Origin of the sequence: Pandoraea terrae, from assembly GCF_902459695.1 — a bacterium.
Classification (GTDB): Bacteria; Pseudomonadota; Gammaproteobacteria; order Burkholderiales; family Burkholderiaceae; genus Pandoraea; species Pandoraea terrae.
The window spans coordinates 277224-292358 of record NZ_CABPRZ010000003.1; the positions used below are offsets into that span (position 1 = coordinate 277224).

Here is a 15135-nt window from a genome sequence, read left to right on the forward strand (position 1 = left end):
CGGGCGAGGGCGGTCAGTTCGATGGGGCGACTGCCGCCGCGGCCTCCGTTTCCGCTTCCGCGATGACGGCCTTGAAGGCCGAGACGGCGAGATCGATCTCGGCACGATCGATCACGAGCGGCGGCGCGAATCGCAGTACCGTGTCGCGTGTTTCCTTGACGAGAATATGGCGACGGAGCATGCGCAGCGCGAGATCGTGGGCGGTGATCGTGCCGGGATGCATCTCTACGCCGATCCACAGGCCACGGCCGCGGACTTCGCGAATCAACGGACTGTGGATCGCGTGAAGCCGGGCGAGGAAGTATTCCCCGAGCTCGGCGCTGCGGCCCGGCAGGTCTTCGTCGTCCATGACGTCGAGTGCGGCGAGGCCGATGGTGGCCGCGAGGGGATTGCCGCCGAACGTCGACCCGTGGCTGCCAGGCTCGAACAGATCAATGATTTCCGCGCTTGCGACGAATGCCGATACCGGAAGCAGGCCGCCGCCGAGCGCCTTGCCGAGCGCGATGCCGTCGGGCACGATGTTTTCGTGTTGGAATGCGAACCATTTGCCTGTGCGTCCGAGTCCCGATTGGACTTCGTCGAGCAGCATCAGGACGTGGGCTTCGTTGCACACCGTGCGCAGTTGACGCAGGAATCCGTCTGGCGGCAGGACAACGCCGGCTTCGCCCTGGATCGGTTCGAACAGCACGGCGCAGGTGTTCGGCGTGATGGCGCGGCGTACGGCTTCAATGTCGCCGAACGGTACGCTCACGAATCCCGGCGCAAACGGCCCGAAATCGGCGCGGTATTCGGCCTCGCTGGAGAAGCCGACGATGGTGGTGGTGCGTCCGTGGAAATTGCCGTCGGCGACGATGATTTCGGCGCGGCCTGACGGGATGCCCTTGACCCGGTAACCCCAGCGGCGGGCCGCCTTGATGGCCGTTTCGACGGCTTCCGCGCCGGTGTTCATCGGGATGGCGCCGTCGAGACCGGTCAGATCACAAAGGCGTTTCAGGAAGGGGCCGAGACGGTCGGAATAGAAGGCGCGCGAGACCACGCCGAGCCGTTGTGCCTGCGCGGCGAGGGCGGCGACCAACACGGGATGGGCGTGGCCGTGACTCACGGCAGAGTAGGCGCTCATCATGTCGAGATAGCGGGTGCCCTCGACGTCCCAGGCCCAGACGCCCTTGGCGTGGGACAGTACGACCGGCAGCGGCGCGTAGTTGTGAGCGCAGAAGCGTTCTTCGAGATCGATCTCGTCCATGGCATTCTCCGTCCATGGAGCCAGTCTAATCCGCTTGTGACGGGCTTGGGAAGGGGGAGGATTTACCGAGAACGCGCGCGCTGGGGGCGGAAGGAGTGCGTTATAATGTTTGGCTACACTCGGCATCGTTGCCGAGTTGTGTCAATGCAGATGGACGCGGGGTTCAACTTTCGCGGACATCGTCACCCATCACTGCCCATAGCTCAGTTGGATAGAGCATCGGCCTTCTAAGCCGACGGTCGGGGGTTCGAATCCCTCTGGGCAGGCCAGAAAATTGCAGAAATCAATAATTTACGGTTATCGCCGCATTGGCGATGGCAGCCATCCACGCGGCATAACGCTGCCGCCCCTTGGGTCATGAAATGCGCGTCACCTTGTGCTTTGCCGCGAACGCGAAAGCCGAGGTTTTCGAAGCGCTCTACGAGCTCACCGGGCTTTTCCGACACGAATTCGACAAACGCGAATCCGTCGGTTTTGACTTCACTGCTCATCATGGACTCCTGTCAAAAAAAGCGTGCACGATGCCACGGGCCCCGGAGATGGGGCCTGGAAGCCGCCAAAACGGCTGAGATGCGAGGTTTTCTGGTTATGCCTGGCGCGGAGCCGCGACCACCTTGATTTCAACAATCAGTTCGGGACGCGCCAGTGCTGCAACGCCGAGAATCGTCCAAGCCGGGAAGTCGGAGCGGATGTACTGCTCCTTCACCGCACGGAAGTCAGCGAGCTGATTCACCACGTCGGTGTGGTAGGAGACCAACTCGACGACGTCGGTGAAATCAAGGCCAAGATGGTTGAGCACGGCGCTGATGCGCTTGAACGCGACATCGATTTGCTCCTTCGGTGATTCCGGGATGGTGCCGTCCGCACGAAGGCCAATTTGGCCGGCAATGAACACCAGGCCATTTGCTGTCACAGCGGGCGAGTATTGAAACAGGTCGAAAATTCGGTTGCTACCGAAAGTCGCGTCGTCCTCGGGCAGGCGCAGGCGCTCGATTTTGCTCATGGCTCTTCCTTTCACTCAAGTGAATGTACAAATCCGTGGGGCACGGCATGCACGTCACTCTATCGAGGAAGCTGAGCGAAGTCTGTATATTGAGTTACCAAGTCAGCCAAGAAGTCGCGAGGGGTCGATGACCCATATACGACGCTGTTTTACCTCGATGACGCCCAGGTCGGTCAGGCGCTTCAGGGCGCGCGTGACAGTGACACGATTGGTGCCCGTCATGGCGGCAATTTGCTCGTGCGTGAGCAAGATGGATATCAGCGTGCGCCCTTCATGCTCTTCTCCGTAGCGCTCTGAGAGTCGGCCAAGCAGTTCTCCGATTCGCATTTCAGGCTTCGGCAGGGCCAAATACTGGATGCGCGAGGCCAACACCCGCTGCTTCAGTGCGACCACGCGCATCAGGGAAACCGCGAGCTCGGGGCATGACGGTATCGCCCCGATAATCACGCGAATGTCGAACTCGATGAGCTCGGAATCTTCGACGGTAATGGCCGTAGCAATTCGTCGCTCTCGTCGCTGGCCAGGCGCTTCTATGCATAAGCGCGAATACTATAGGAAGAATTGCCCCCTTCCAAGCGCTGGCCGTGACACCTCGGCCTCAGCTTAGAAGGGGGGGCAATTCCTCTTTCAGGAAGTCGACCAGGGCGCGTACTGCAGGCATCATTCCGCGGCGCGTCGGGAACAGCACTGCCAATCGCCCTTCCTTGGGACGCCACTCCGGCAATACGACGCACAAAGTGCCCATCCCGATCTCGCTTGCGCAGGCATAAAGGGGCAGGCTCGCGACGCCCATCCCGGCCAACGCCGCCTCCTTTAGCGCAGCGATGTTGTCGCTTTGCAGGCGAGGTTGAATCGTCCGGGCAGCCACATCGCCACTTGCGCCAATCAGGCGCAGGGCGGTCACTGGCTCGTTGATTGACGCGTAGATCAACAAGTCGCCGTGGGGGAGCGCGTCAGGCCTGTCAATTACCCCGCTCTGTGCCAGATACACCGGGCTGGCCACCAGCCCCCAACGCGCAGTGCATAGTGGGGCCTGTACCAGACTGGAAGACTCCACTTCAAAACCCATACCGCGTACCACCACATCGACGTTTTCCTCGACGAGGTCCACTTGCCGGTTACTGGCCTGGATTGCGAGCCGGACCTTGGGGTAGCGCAGCATGAAGCGCGGCAGCAATTTGGCCAAGACGATGTCCGTAACGGCTACGGGCATGCTGACCCGCACCAGTCCGGTGGGCTCCGCCGTCCGTCGGCGAACCGCTTCTTCACCGGCCTGCGCCTCGGAAATCATGGCTCGGCAATGCTCATAAAGCGCCTGGCCGGCGTCGGTCAAGCTCAGTCGGCGCGAGGTTCGTTGCAGCAATCGAACGCCAAGGTTGGCTTCCAGATCGGTGATTCGCCGGGAAATCCGGGATTTGCTCACGCCGAGCGCCTCTCCCGCTGCGGTAAAGCCGTGATGCTCGATCACCTGAGCAAAAAGATAGAGGTCATTCAAGTCGAGAGATACGGGGTTCATCCGGCATCCGGCTGGCTTTGGGTGGGAATATTTATCGTTCTATACACGCAACGATAGGTTGTCAAATAGCATCTTTATCGTTTGTCGTTGCGTGAATATGATTTAACTTAACCGGAGCAGATGTGCACCGGGCAGTCAGGCAGGGGTGCATATACGCCGATGCCTTATCCAAACGCCAACGTTATTAAAGATCATGACGCCTTCCCGGGCCGACACAGCAGGATGGCTTCGGGGTCGGGCGCAACGGTAAGACGGAGTCTCAACATGAACGAGTTCGTACGCGTTTCGAATGTCATCGCCGGACACGACATGTCCATTGGCGAAGCGTTTCGGGCCAAGCATTTTGAAGAACAGGTGTTTGGCGGATTGATGGATCCCGTTGTCATGCTTGACCATTTTCACATGACGGGGCCTACCTTCGCGCCGCATCCGCATGCAGGGATCTCGGCGGTGACCTATGTGTTCGAGGACGCCATCGGCGCGCATGTCAATTACGACTCGCTTGGCAACCACGTCCCCATCAACCCGGGGGCCTTGCATTGGTTTGCCGCCGGCCGCGGGGCAGTGCATACGGAACAGCCCGAGGGCGAGGGGCATCACGTTCACGCGCTGCAAATCTTCGTTAATCTGCCGGCCAGCAAGAAATTCGATGCGCCATACGCAGTCCATGTGGAGCCGCAGGACATTCCGGAGTTCCATACGCCCGGCGTTCGCGTGCGCGTGGTTGCAGGCAGCAGCAATGGCGTGCAAGCTGCTCACTCTGCGCAACTGCCTGAGCCGTTCACATTGTTGGACGGCTTCCTCTCGCGTTCATCGGATTTCAGCCACGACTTGCCACGCGGCTGGAACGGGATGATTTACGCACTCTCGGGAGAGTTACGGGTAGACATCGGGGGCGAGGTACGGCAACTGATCGGCGGACAGGCCATCAGTGTGGCATTGGACAAGGGCGCGCCGAAGGGCAGGGTGGAGATTCGGCTCACCTCTGACGGAGACAGCCACTTTGTCATTCTCTCCGGCCCGGCGTTGAATGAACCGATTGCCAAACAAGGGCCGATGGTAATGAATACCCGCGAGCAACTTGAGGATCGGATTCAGGCTTTCCAGAACGGCGAATTCGGACAACTCGTCATGCCGCAAGCTGCCCGTCAGTGAAGTTTCGAAAACCGTTGCGTCCGCTGCTGCGGGACGCCCGTTAAGGGCGGCCCTGCAGTACGATTCAGACCGGTCTCCGGGCGGGCGATCAGGCCAAGTCGAAGCGGTCAAGATTCATCACCTTGGCCCAGGCCGCCACGAAGTCGCGCACGAAGACCGCCTGCGCGTCGCTGCTGGCATACACCTCGGCGAGCGCGCGCAACTGCGAGTTGGCGCCGAAGACCAGGTCCACCGTGGTGCCTGTCCACTTTAGCTCGCCGGTGACGCGGTCGCGGCCCTCCAGCACGCCCTCTGCGTCAGCGGCCTTCTGCCAGCGCGTGCCCATGTCGAGCAGGTTGACGAAGAAGTCGTTGCTCAGGGTCTCGGGCCGGCCGGTGAACACGCCGTGCGGCGTCTGCCCGATGTTCAGGGCGCGCAGGCCGCCGATGAGCACGGTCATCTCCGGTGCGCTCAAGTTCAGCAACTGGGCCTTGTCGATCAACAACTCTGCGGCCACGCCGTCCAGGCCCTTGCGCACGTGGTTGCGGAAGCCGTCGGCCAAGGGCTCCAGCACAGCGAAGGATTCCACATCGGTCTGCGCCTGCGTAGCGTCGGTGCGGCCGGGAGAGAAGGGTACCTTCACGTCGTGGCCGTCCCGCTTCGCAGCGGCTTCGATAGCCGCGCCGCCGGACAGTACGATGAGGTCGGCCAGCGAGATCTTCTTGCCGCCGGACTGTGCGCCGTTGAAGGCCTTCTGGATGGCTTCGAGCTTGGCCAGTACACCCGCCAGCTCGGCCGGGCGGTTGACCGGCCAATCCTTCTGCGGCGCCAGGCGGATGCGCGCGCCGTTGGCGCCGCCGCGCTTGTCGCTGCCGCGGAAGGTCGAGGCCGAGGCCCAGGCGGTGCCCACCAATTGCGAAATGGAAAGGCCCGAACCCAGCACCTCGGCCTTCAGCGCGGCGATGTCCTGCTCGTTCACGAGCGGGTGATCGACGGCGGGCACCGGATCCTGCCAGGAGAGCGCTTCCTGGGGCACCAGCTTACCGAGATAGCGGGCGCGCGGACCCATGTCGCGGTGGGTGAGCTTGAACCAGGCGCGGGCGAAGGCATCGGCCAACTGGTCCGGGTGTGCCAGGAAACGACGCGAGATCTTCTCGTAAGCCGGGTCGAAGCGCAGTGAGAGGTCAGTGGTGAGCATGGTCGGCAGGCGGCGCTTGGTCGGGTCATGCGCATCCGGGATGGTGGCGCTTGCGCCCTTGGCCACCCACTGGTGGGCGCCGGCCGGGCTCTTGGTCAGCTCCCATTCGTGGCCGAACAGGTTCTCCAGGAAATAGTTGCTCCACGTTGTGGGCGTCTGTGTCCAGGTGACCTCCAGTCCGCTGGTGATGGCGTCGCCGGCCTTGCCGGAGCCGTGGCTGCTGAGCCAGCCCAGACCCTGAGCTTCGATGGGGGCGGCCTCCGGCTCGGGGCCCACATGCTTCGCGTCGCCGGCGCCATGGGTCTTGCCGAAGGTGTGGCCGCCAGCGATCAGGGCTACCGTCTCTTCGTCGTTCATGGCCATGCGGGCGAAGGTCTCGCGGACGTCGCGCGCCGCGGCGAGGGGATCGGGATTGCCGTTCGGGCCTTCGGGATTCACGTAGATCAGGCCCATCTGCACGGCGGCCAGCGGGTTGGAGAGCTCGCGGTCGCCGCTGTAGCGCTCATCGCCAAGCCAGGTGCTCTCCGGGCCCCAGTCGGTGTCGGCCTCGGGCTCCCAGATGTCCGGGCGGCCGCCACCGAAGCCGAACGTCTTGAAGCCCATGGACTCCAGCGCCACGTTGCCGGAGAGGATCATCAAGTCGCCCCAGGACAGCTTGCGGCCATACTTCTGCTTGATGGGCCACAGCAGGCGGCGCGCCTTGTCGAGATTGCCATTGTCGGGCCAGCTGTTGAGCGGCGCGAAGCGCTGCGCACCCGTGCCCGCGCCGCCGCGGCCGTCGGCCACGCGGTAGGTGCCGGCAGCGTGCCAGGCCATGCGAATGAACAGCGGGCCGTAGTGGCCGAAGTCGGCCGGCCACCAGTCCTGCGAGTCCGTCATCAGCGCGTGCAGGTCCTTGATCACGGCGTCGAGGTCAAGGCCCTGGAATTCCTTGGCATAGTCGAACGACTCGCCCATGGGGTTGCCCTTTGGCGAGTGCTGGTGCAGCAGTCCGACGTTCAGTTGGTTGGGCCACCAGTTCCGGTTGCCCTTGGCGCCGGCCGTGGTGTGCTTGAGGGCGTCGCCCGAGAACGGGCACTTGGATTCGTTCGGCATCAGTCACTCCAATGATTGCTGGCAATGGAAGGGTTTGCAGACCGGATATGGGGGGGAGTGTACACCTATGGCGATCGCGTCGAGCGACGCAATCGCCCAGGAGATGAGCCCGCTCAATTGCTGATTCGACGCCTGCATTTACAACGGGAATGCGTCAAACGATCGTCAGCGTGACGTCGATGTTGCCGCGCGTCATATACTGGCAATGCGGTCGGACGTGAAGCTGACGGCTCGTCTCACCCAGCGGGTGAGTCGCGCCATGACTCCGGCGGAGGTGCCCATGCGTTTCGAAGCATTTTCTTTTGGTTCCATCCGTATCGATGGGGTCAGCTACCCGCATGACGTGGTCATCGACCACGGGGAGGTTCGCAAACGCAAGAAGAAGCCCTCGAAGAAATTTCGTGATCGCTTCGGGCACACGCCGCTATCGATGGAAGAGGCGATACCGTGGAAATGCCGGCGGCTTGTGATTGGTACCGGCACCGGCGCACTGCCTGTCATGGATGAGGTGAAACACGAAGCCAGGCGCCGGGACGTCGAGTTGGTCATTCTGCCGACAGCCGAAGCGATCGCGAAGCTGAAGGAGGCGTTCGAGCAAACCAACGCGATTCTCCACGTCACCTGTTAGTGGGGGAACGCGTCAAGAAATAGCACGTGATGTAAAGTCGCGTCGCGCGCTTTCGGCTACACGCGACGCGAATTTACATCTGGTGCGGCGCCCTCCCCAACGTGTGCAGGGCGCCGTGCAATCGATTCGGATCTGCCGTTTGCGATCTTACTTCTTCTGTTGCAAGAGCATCTTCAACTCTTGAATGTTTTCCTCCACGCGCTTTGTAAGCACAGTGTACGTCTCGGCCTGCGTCTGGTATGCGGTCTGGGCCAGTTCCTGCATGTCCGCGAGCGCCTTGTGCAGGGTCTGCTGCACCAACTCGGCCGTGTTCGGCGACGGTACCCCGCCCGATGACGACATCTGCGTGACAAGCGACTGGAGCTCGCCCAGGGTCGTACGGAGCATCTCAGCCTGCTTTTGACCCAGCGACTGCATGCCCTGGAGCGCAGTCTGATTTGCTGTCACCAGCGCCTCTACGTCCTTGCGTCGCGCTTCCATGATGGCGGGCACATCGAAACCGGGTAGCTTGAACTGCTCCAGCAATTTGGTGAATTCGCCAAACGGATTGGTGGCGTCAGATTGTTTCATGCTAAATCTCTCCGGAGACTTGCGTGTACACAGCTGCGCGCCGCTGCAGAGACCCCATTGGCCCGTTGGTGCGCATCAGCTGACCATTGGTGCGCCAGACTCGATAGGCAATTCGCATGACTCGCCAAACGTGAAAGGACTTACGGATTCGAGTCGGCACCTTGGCGATCATGCGCCATCCGCCCGCATTCCGCCAGTCAATCGCATGATTTGACCTTTCCGACAAAAAATGCACCGATGGTTGGGGGCCATCATGGACCGCAATCTTTGTCTATAAAGAGAGGAAAGGCGGTGGTATGGCCGAAGACGCAGTGCTTTACCACCAAAGTTCCACTGGCCGGCGCGCATCGGTCTGGCGCCGTGCCGGTCAATGGGTCCTCGGCGCAGGTACCAGGCCGGATATGGGGGCAGAGTATGAGGCTGAGTATGAGGCTGAGTACGGGGGTTTGTCTCGTGGCTTCGCTTGCGCTGTCGCAGTTCGCGAACGCTTCGGAAAGTGACGATCTACATGCCTTGGCGGATCTGGGGTTTTCCTCGAAGCCCTGTGAGGCATACCGTGGCATCTCAATCGATCCAGGCTGCCTCGTATTGTCGGCACAGGTCAGGCTGGATACCGCCGCGCTTGCTGCTGCAATACCGCACCTTAAGGGAGTCGAGAAGCGGCACGGTCTGAGCCTCGCGAACACCCAAATCCAGGACGTCGATGTGCTGAAGGGATTGACCAGCCTGCAACAACTCGATCTTTCATACACCCGAGTCCAGAACATCGATGCGCTGAATGGGTTGGCCGGCATGCAGCGCCTCAGTCTCTGGGGCACCCAAGTGCGGAACGTCGACGCGCTGAAGGGATTGACCGGCCTGCAATGGCTTAATCTCTCGCGCACCCAAGTCCGGAACGTCGATGCCTTGAAGGGATTGACCAGCCTGCAACGGCTTGATCTCTCGGGCACGCAAGTCCGCAGCGCCGATGCGTTGAAGTCATTGCCCCATCTGCAATGGCTCAGCCTCTCGGGGACTCAACTCCAGAGCGTCGATGCCCTTGAAGGATTGACTGGGCTGCAGCAGCTGTTTCTCTCGCGCACCCAAGTCCGAAATGTCGATGCGCTGAAGGGAATGACGGGCCTGCAATGGCTCGATCTCTCGGGGACGCAGGTCCGCAGCGTCGACGTGCTGAAGGGAATGACCGGCCTGCAATGGCTCGATCTCACGGGCACGCAAGTCCGGAACATCGATGCGTTGAAGGGAATGACCGGCATGCAATGGCTCAGTCTCTGGGGCACCCAAGTCCGAAACATCGATGCCCTGAAGGCGTTGACCGGCCTGCAATGGCTCAATCTTACGGGCACACAAGTCCAGAACGTTGATGCGCTGAAGGGATTGACCGGCCTGCAACGGCTCGAACTCTCCGGCACGCAAGTTCGGAACATCGATGCATTGGCGGGATTGACCGGCTTGCAATGGCTCGATCTCTCGGGCACCCAAGTCCGGGACGTTGACGCGCTGAAGGGGTTGACTGGCCTGCAACACCTCGATCTTACGCGCACTCATATCCAGAACGTGGACGCGCTCAAGGCCAAGTTGCCGAGAACGCGGATCCTGACGCCGTGAGATCGCTGATGGTCCCCATCAAGCGTTAAAGGCCATCCCGACACCGCACGCCAAACACCGACACCTGATAGACCCCGTACATGTAGCTTTTGCGATCCATCACTTCCCCTCGGAAAGTCGGATCGCTGCGTAGTGAACGCAACCAGTGATCCCGGTGCAAGGTTATATTATGCATGTTGAATGCATCATTTTGGTAAAATCGGTCAGCGGGTAAAAGCGGAGAATGAATTTGACAGACGAGAACGGCTTTGCCGCACTGATGGAGCGCTATCAATTCAGCGCCGAAGTTGGTGGGCTGATCGGGTTACTGATTGGTGACGCGTGCGGTGTCAGTTTCGAGTTTTGCCCGGCAGATCAGATCCCGCCGCGTGATCAGATTGACATGGTTCCGCCGGTCGGTTTCCCCAGGTCGCATCCATCAGTGCCTGTTGGCACATGGTCTGACGATTCCGCCCAAGCCTTATGCCTACTTGCCAGTCTCGTCGATTGTGGCGAATTTTCCCTGCCGGACTTCGCCGAACGTCTGCTGCAATGGATGGAATGGGGCTATATGGCGGTGGACGGGGCGGTGTTCGATGTCGGTAATCAGACCCGGGAAGCACTGGACCGGTTGCGAGAAGGTGTGCCACCCGATGAATCCGGTGGTGAAACGGTCCTGGACAACGGGAACGGGAGTTTGATGAGGGTCTTGCCGCTCGCGTTGTGGCACAGCGGAACCGATGAAGCCTTGGTGCACGACGCCCATCTTCAATCCGTTCCGACACACCGGCATCCTCGTTCAATGGTGGCCTGCGCGTATTACTGTCTGGTAGCAAGGGCTTACCTGGCGAAGGTGTCTGAACCCTGGTGGTGGGCGGACCATCGTCTGGAAAGGATCTACTCGGACTGGCGAGACCAACCGTTGCGCGATTCATTCCTCTTCGAACTGGATGTCCTTCGACGGTTTCCGGTGACAAACAAGCCGCGTGGGACGGGCTATGTGCTGGACACCATCTGGTCGGCCCGACGGGCATTGGAAGAAGCATCGTTTGAGGATGTGGTCCGCACCGCCATCATGTTCGGCAATGACACCGACACAACCAGTGCCGTGTCGGCTGGTTTGGCCGGAATCCGGTTTGGTCTCGAAGGTATTCCTGCACGGTGGTTGCGGCAGTTGCGCGGGGTTGAACTGATCAAGCCCTTGGTGGATCGGTTCTCGAATCAAAGAAACTGAAACCGTCTACGCGGCAAACATTCATTGTTTCAGCGCCGCGATAAACGCTTTTGCGAGTGGCGACAGCGGCCAGTCCTTGCGCCACGCCACGCCCATCGGAACTTGCCACGGCGACAGCGTCAGCGGCAGAATGGAGACGTTTCCACTGTCTCGTTCGTCGGATGCCACGCGGCCTGGCAGGACGGTAATGGCATCGCACGTTTTCAGCATCCCGAGCGCGAGGGGAATGGAAAAAGCCTCCACGACAACGCCCGGTCCCTGCACACCTTCTGCAAGAAATTGCGCCTGTAGTGCGTAGTTGACCGGGGACTCCTTGGGGGGTAGCACCCAGGGGTAGGCAGCGACTTGCTTCCAGTCCAACACGGGCACTTTTTCGAGTGGATGCCCGCGACGGCAGATCGCAAACAGGTCCTCATCGTAAAGCGGTTCAAGGTTGACCGCCGACCGAAAGTACTCCGGCGAGAGGCGCCCCACGACCAGGTCAAACCCGCCGTTGTGCAATCCTTCCGCCAGCCCGAACGAGCCACTTTCGCGCACGGTGATGACGCAGCGCGGGTGCGACTGCACAAGCGACGCGATCGCCTGCGGCAGCAGTAGCGGCATCGCGGTGAAGAGCGCACCCACCGCGAGGCTCTCGCGATGCTCGTTCACCAGGTCACGGATCTCATCCTCGGCGGAGCGCAGGTTGCCCAGGATCATCCGCGCATGACGCGCCAGCGTTTGGCCGAACTTCGTGGGTACCATGCCGGCCGCGGTGCGTTCATAGAGCTCCACACCCAACAAGTCTTCGAGTGCTGCCAGCGTCTTGGACAAGGCTGCGCGTGTGACATGAAGACGGTCCGCAGCCTTGGTCAGACTGCGTGTTTCATCGAGTACCACCACAACCTGAAGGTACTGAATCTTGAGGCGAGACGGTGGCGCCTGACCGGTACTGACATTCATTTTTATCTCCAACGACACCGCATCTGCGGTCGACCGCCAGAAAGGTTCGAGATATTACCGCTAGCCTTGGCTTGCCATTCGCCATCCCCGGCCTGCAGCCCCGGACTTCGAGGACCGTGCGTCAACCAATGGTTGATGCGTGGTTCCTAAAAGTCACCGTATCAAAAAAAGACTCCATCTACACTGAGCTGCCATGTTTCCCGCACGGAAGAGGCCCAGGTGCCACATGCCGTGAAGACGTGGTCGCCAAGCTCACGCGGGCGCGGAAGACGGGCGATGTATTCGGTCACGTCGGGTGGCCTCCACGCAATGAAGGTATACACCCATGCGGCCATTAATTTTAAGCTTAAATTTTATAAATATAAATTATATGGAGGAGACAACGTGAATCGTCACGGCAGTTTTGTATGTTCATGTCTGGTAGCGAGCCTTCTTTGCGGGGGACTCACGCATGCCGTGTACGCGCAAAGCAACGTTGAGATCACCGGATTGCTGGGCGCGGGCGTTGGCTATTCGAGCAACATCGGCGGGCGTTCCAACGTCACGGCAAATCCCGGCATTTTGCGGCCGAGTGCGGTGATCTTCCGCGGCAACGAAGACCTTGGCGACGGAAACCGCGCGGTGTTTTACCTCGGTTCCCTGTTCAGCATTCTCAATGGAAACGTGTTCGGCGGCCCCGGCAGCTTGTTCTCCCGCGAATCCTATGTTGGATTGGGTAATCGCTATGGGACCCTGACCGTCGGCAATCAGCGCGATTTCATGTTCGACAGCCTGACATTGAATCGCTATCCAGGGAGCTTCTTCGAAGGGTCCTATGCGGCCCACCAAGGCCCCTTCCCGAAATTCGGCGTTTCCTATTCCGCGCAAGGATCGTTTGACTTCGACCGCGTGAATGGCGAGGCAATCGCCAACACGGTCAAATTCAGGAGCGCAGACTTTTCCGGTTTGACGTTCGGCGCCATGTACGGATTTGGCGGCGTGCCGGGAAGCTTCGGCAGATCTTCGTCGAGCAGTTTCGGCATCAACTACGAGTACGCCAATGCCGGCATCGGTGCGGCGTACACAATGGTCAAGTCCCCCTCAACGAATAGTGGAAACGACGGCATTCGCAATATCGGCCTTGGCGCCCGTTACGGCTTCGATAAAGCCGTGATATCCGGACTTGCGACGGTCTCCCGCAATACGGCGACGGGCGCGCAGATCACCGCGTTCGATCTCAGTGTGGGTCATGACTTCAGCGCTGTCTGGTACGCGTCGGCAACCTATACCTACATGCGCGGCAACGCCCAATTGAACAACAACCACGCCAATCAACTGACGTCCCTCCTGGGCTACCGTGTTTCAAAGCGCACGACGGTGTACGTAGACGCCGCGTGGCAGGTCGCATCAGGGGCCAACGCGATGGCTCAGGTCAACTCGTCGGCAGGCCCGGCCAGCGGCAATCGTCAGTTCGTGAGCACGTTCAGTATTCAGCACACCTTTTAAAACCGCGTAGCCACCATTGGAGGTGTGACATGAAGAACGATATTCAGCGAAACCGGCGTGATTTCCTCAAAACTTGCGGGGTCGTTGCCGGCAGCATGGCGATGCCGGCGATGTTGGCGTCTGCCCCAAGGGCGTCGCATGCGGCGAGTTCAGGTGGGCTCCCCGAGCGGGGGGAGTTCATCTTGCGCGGGGGGTATGTCCTCACCATGGATCCGGCGCTCGGCGAATTTCCTGTGGGCGACGTGCACGTGAAGCATGGTGAAATCGTGGCCGTCGGCGCCAGACTCGACGTGCCGAAGGTTCGGATAGTCGATGCGAGCAACATGATCGTCATGCCGGGATTCGTCGACACGCACCAGCACTTGTGGACCAGTCTGTTGCGAGGCTCATTGCGTGGCGATGATCCGAAATTCGGCTACTTTCCGAGCAAAGCGCGTGCAGGCGCAATCATGACGCCCGAGGACATCTACAACTCGGTTCGGTTCGGTGTTGCAGAAAGCTTGACGTCCGGTATCACCACGATTCACGATTTCTGTCACAACGTGCCTTCGCCGGCGCATGCGGATGCCGATATGCAAGCGCTGGAGGATCTTGGCGTGCGTTCGCGATTCTCGTATGGCCGCTTTGGCGAACCCTCGTCGCAGCCCATGAACTGGCAAGACGTCGAGAGGGTTCAGCAGACGCTATTGCCGAAGCGTCCGCTCCTGACGCTTGGCGTCGTCGTCGCGCCCATCACGGCAAAGGACGGCACGATGAGCGTAGGCGTATTCGACGATCTCCGTACGTCGATGGCACATGTTCACGCGTTGCAACTCCCGTACACGCTGCACTACGGAAACCTGACGCACGGAATCATCGAAGTGATGGCCAGGCACCAATGGCTGAGCGCTGATTTGCTGCTTGTGCATCCACAGGGATTCACCGCAGCGGAGCGCCAAACGCTGGTTGCATCGAATGTCAGGATCAGCATTGCGCCCGCAGTCGAGATTCAATACTCCACGGTGCGAAGCGGTTATACCCAATTCGCTGAAATGGAGGCGCTCCATGCGCAGATGGGGCTATCCGTCGACTCGTCCGCAGCGTCGGCCAACGCCAATTTCTTCAATGAGATGCGTGCTTTATTGTGGGCGCACAGAACGCGAAGCGATACGGGCGTCAAACTTACGCCGCGCCGGCTGGTCGAGCTTGCCACTATCGACGGCGCAAGAACGCTCAATCTGGCTGACCGGACAGGATCGCTCACCCCGGGCAAACGGGCCGACATCATTCTCGTGCGCACGAACGACCTCGACATCGCTCCGGTATTCGATCCGTTCAATTCGCTCGTGTATTCCGCGCAACCGGCAAACGTGGATACCGTGGTTGTGGATGGCCGCATCCTGCGCCAAGGCGGGAAATTTGTCGCGCTCGATGTCAAGCAGGTCATTCACGACGCAACGCAGTCGGCATTACGCTTGCGGCGTGAAGCGGGGTTGGCGTAACCCAAGCCGGATCAGATGC

The 15135-nt window shown here is 60.4% G+C and carries 13 protein-coding genes and 1 tRNA gene; 7 read left to right on the forward strand and 7 right to left on the reverse strand.

The annotated features are described in order from the left end of the window. Nucleotides 1-13: 13 nt before the first annotated feature. Nucleotides 14-1243: an ornithine--oxo-acid transaminase gene (gene rocD, locus PTE30175_RS05030; RefSeq protein ID WP_150695954.1), complete on the reverse strand. Its 1230-nt coding sequence runs from the start codon at nucleotides 1241-1243 to the stop codon at nucleotides 14-16. A 192-nt stretch (nucleotides 1244-1435) separates the two neighbouring features. Here rocD and PTE30175_RS05035 point away from each other — a divergent pair. Then, nucleotides 1436-1512 (forward strand) — tRNA-Arg (locus PTE30175_RS05035). Between the two features lie 317 nt (nucleotides 1513-1829). Here PTE30175_RS05035 and PTE30175_RS05040 read toward each other — a convergent pair. From PTE30175_RS05040 to PTE30175_RS05050, 3 genes are all read right to left on the reverse strand, one after another. After that, nucleotides 1830-2246, reverse strand: a complete 417-nt coding sequence (locus PTE30175_RS05040; RefSeq protein ID WP_150695955.1) for a RidA family protein — start codon at nucleotides 2244-2246, stop codon at nucleotides 1830-1832. Nucleotides 2247-2348: 102 nt separating this feature from the next. Then, nucleotides 2349-2645, reverse strand: a complete 297-nt coding sequence (locus PTE30175_RS05045) for a Crp/Fnr family transcriptional regulator (protein WP_191628837.1) — start codon at nucleotides 2643-2645, stop codon at nucleotides 2349-2351. Between the two features lie 199 nt (nucleotides 2646-2844). After that, nucleotides 2845-3762 (reverse strand): LysR substrate-binding domain-containing protein, encoded by a 918-nt coding sequence (locus PTE30175_RS05050; RefSeq protein WP_150695957.1) that lies wholly within the window; start codon nucleotides 3760-3762, stop codon nucleotides 2845-2847. Nucleotides 3763-3882: 120 nt separating this feature from the next. Here PTE30175_RS05050 and PTE30175_RS05055 point away from each other — a divergent pair, with 120 nt between their 5' ends. Next, nucleotides 3883-4917, forward strand: coding sequence for a pirin family protein (locus PTE30175_RS05055; RefSeq protein ID WP_224788608.1), 1035 nt, complete (start codon nucleotides 3883-3885; stop codon nucleotides 4915-4917). 88 nt (nucleotides 4918-5005) lie between these two features. On the opposite strand, the gene katG is transcribed toward PTE30175_RS05055, so the two are convergent. Next, nucleotides 5006-7189 (reverse strand): catalase/peroxidase HPI, encoded by a 2184-nt coding sequence (gene katG / locus PTE30175_RS05060; RefSeq protein ID WP_150695958.1) that lies wholly within the window; start codon nucleotides 7187-7189, stop codon nucleotides 5006-5008. Between the two features lie 280 nt (nucleotides 7190-7469). On the opposite strand from katG, the gene PTE30175_RS05065 reads away from it, so the two are divergent. Continuing rightward, the gene (locus PTE30175_RS05065; RefSeq protein WP_150695959.1) at nucleotides 7470-7817 is read left to right on the forward strand and encodes an MTH938/NDUFAF3 family protein; all 348 of its coding nucleotides are present in this window, start codon (nucleotides 7470-7472) and stop codon (nucleotides 7815-7817) included. A 147-nt stretch (nucleotides 7818-7964) separates the two neighbouring features. On the opposite strand, the gene PTE30175_RS05070 is transcribed toward PTE30175_RS05065, so the two are convergent. Further along, complete coding sequence (locus PTE30175_RS05070; RefSeq protein WP_150695960.1) at nucleotides 7965-8387, reverse strand: phasin family protein; 423 nt, start codon at nucleotides 8385-8387, stop codon at nucleotides 7965-7967. A gap of 426 nt (nucleotides 8388-8813) precedes the next feature. Here PTE30175_RS05070 and PTE30175_RS05075 point away from each other — a divergent pair, with 426 nt between their 5' ends. Next, a complete protein-coding gene (locus tag PTE30175_RS05075) occupies nucleotides 8814-9995 on the forward strand; it encodes a leucine-rich repeat domain-containing protein (RefSeq protein ID WP_191628839.1) in 1182 nt (393 codons plus the stop codon). A 229-nt stretch (nucleotides 9996-10224) separates the two neighbouring features. Further along, nucleotides 10225-11208, forward strand: a complete 984-nt coding sequence (locus PTE30175_RS05080; RefSeq protein WP_224788609.1) for an ADP-ribosylglycohydrolase family protein — start codon at nucleotides 10225-10227, stop codon at nucleotides 11206-11208. Nucleotides 11209-11229: 21 nt separating this feature from the next. Here PTE30175_RS05080 and PTE30175_RS05085 read toward each other — a convergent pair whose 3' ends face one another. Next, nucleotides 11230-12168, reverse strand: a complete 939-nt coding sequence (locus PTE30175_RS05085) for a LysR family transcriptional regulator (RefSeq protein WP_150695962.1) — start codon at nucleotides 12166-12168, stop codon at nucleotides 11230-11232. A 291-nt stretch (nucleotides 12169-12459) separates the two neighbouring features. Between PTE30175_RS05085 and PTE30175_RS05090 the strand changes: the two genes are divergently transcribed. Continuing rightward, entirely contained in the window at nucleotides 12460-13635 is a 1176-nt protein-coding gene (locus tag PTE30175_RS05090; RefSeq protein WP_224788610.1) for a porin, read from the forward strand. Between the two features lie 29 nt (nucleotides 13636-13664). Continuing rightward, nucleotides 13665-15116 (forward strand): amidohydrolase family protein, encoded by a 1452-nt coding sequence (locus tag PTE30175_RS05095; protein WP_150695963.1) that lies wholly within the window; start codon nucleotides 13665-13667, stop codon nucleotides 15114-15116. Nucleotides 15117-15135 lie beyond the last annotated feature (19 nt).

Coding starts and splice junctions, on each gene's coding strand:
- PTE30175_RS05070 (WP_150695960.1), bottom strand. CDS start 8,387: ATGAAACAATCTGACGCCACCAATCCGTTTGGCGAATTCACCAAATTG.
- PTE30175_RS05075 (WP_191628839.1), top strand. CDS start 8,814: ATGAGGCTGAGTACGGGGGTTTGTCTCGTGGCTTCGCTTGCGCTGTCG.
- PTE30175_RS05050 (WP_150695957.1), bottom strand. CDS start 3,762: ATGAACCCCGTATCTCTCGACTTGAATGACCTCTATCTTTTTGCTCAG.
- PTE30175_RS05065 (WP_150695959.1), top strand. CDS start 7,470: ATGCGTTTCGAAGCATTTTCTTTTGGTTCCATCCGTATCGATGGGGTC.
- PTE30175_RS05040 (WP_150695955.1), bottom strand. CDS start 2,246: ATGAGCAAAATCGAGCGCCTGCGCCTGCCCGAGGACGACGCGACTTTC.
- PTE30175_RS05045 (WP_191628837.1), bottom strand. CDS start 2,645: ATGCGCGTGGTCGCACTGAAGCAGCGGGTGTTGGCCTCGCGCATCCAG.
- katG (WP_150695958.1), bottom strand. CDS start 7,189: ATGCCGAACGAATCCAAGTGCCCGTTCTCGGGCGACGCCCTCAAGCAC.
- rocD (WP_150695954.1), bottom strand. CDS start 1,243: ATGGACGAGATCGATCTCGAAGAACGCTTCTGCGCTCACAACTACGCG.
- PTE30175_RS05055 (WP_224788608.1), top strand. CDS start 3,883: ATGTGCACCGGGCAGTCAGGCAGGGGTGCATATACGCCGATGCCTTAT.
- PTE30175_RS05095 (WP_150695963.1), top strand. CDS start 13,665: ATGAAGAACGATATTCAGCGAAACCGGCGTGATTTCCTCAAAACTTGC.
- PTE30175_RS05090 (WP_224788610.1), top strand. CDS start 12,460: ATGAAGGTATACACCCATGCGGCCATTAATTTTAAGCTTAAATTTTAT.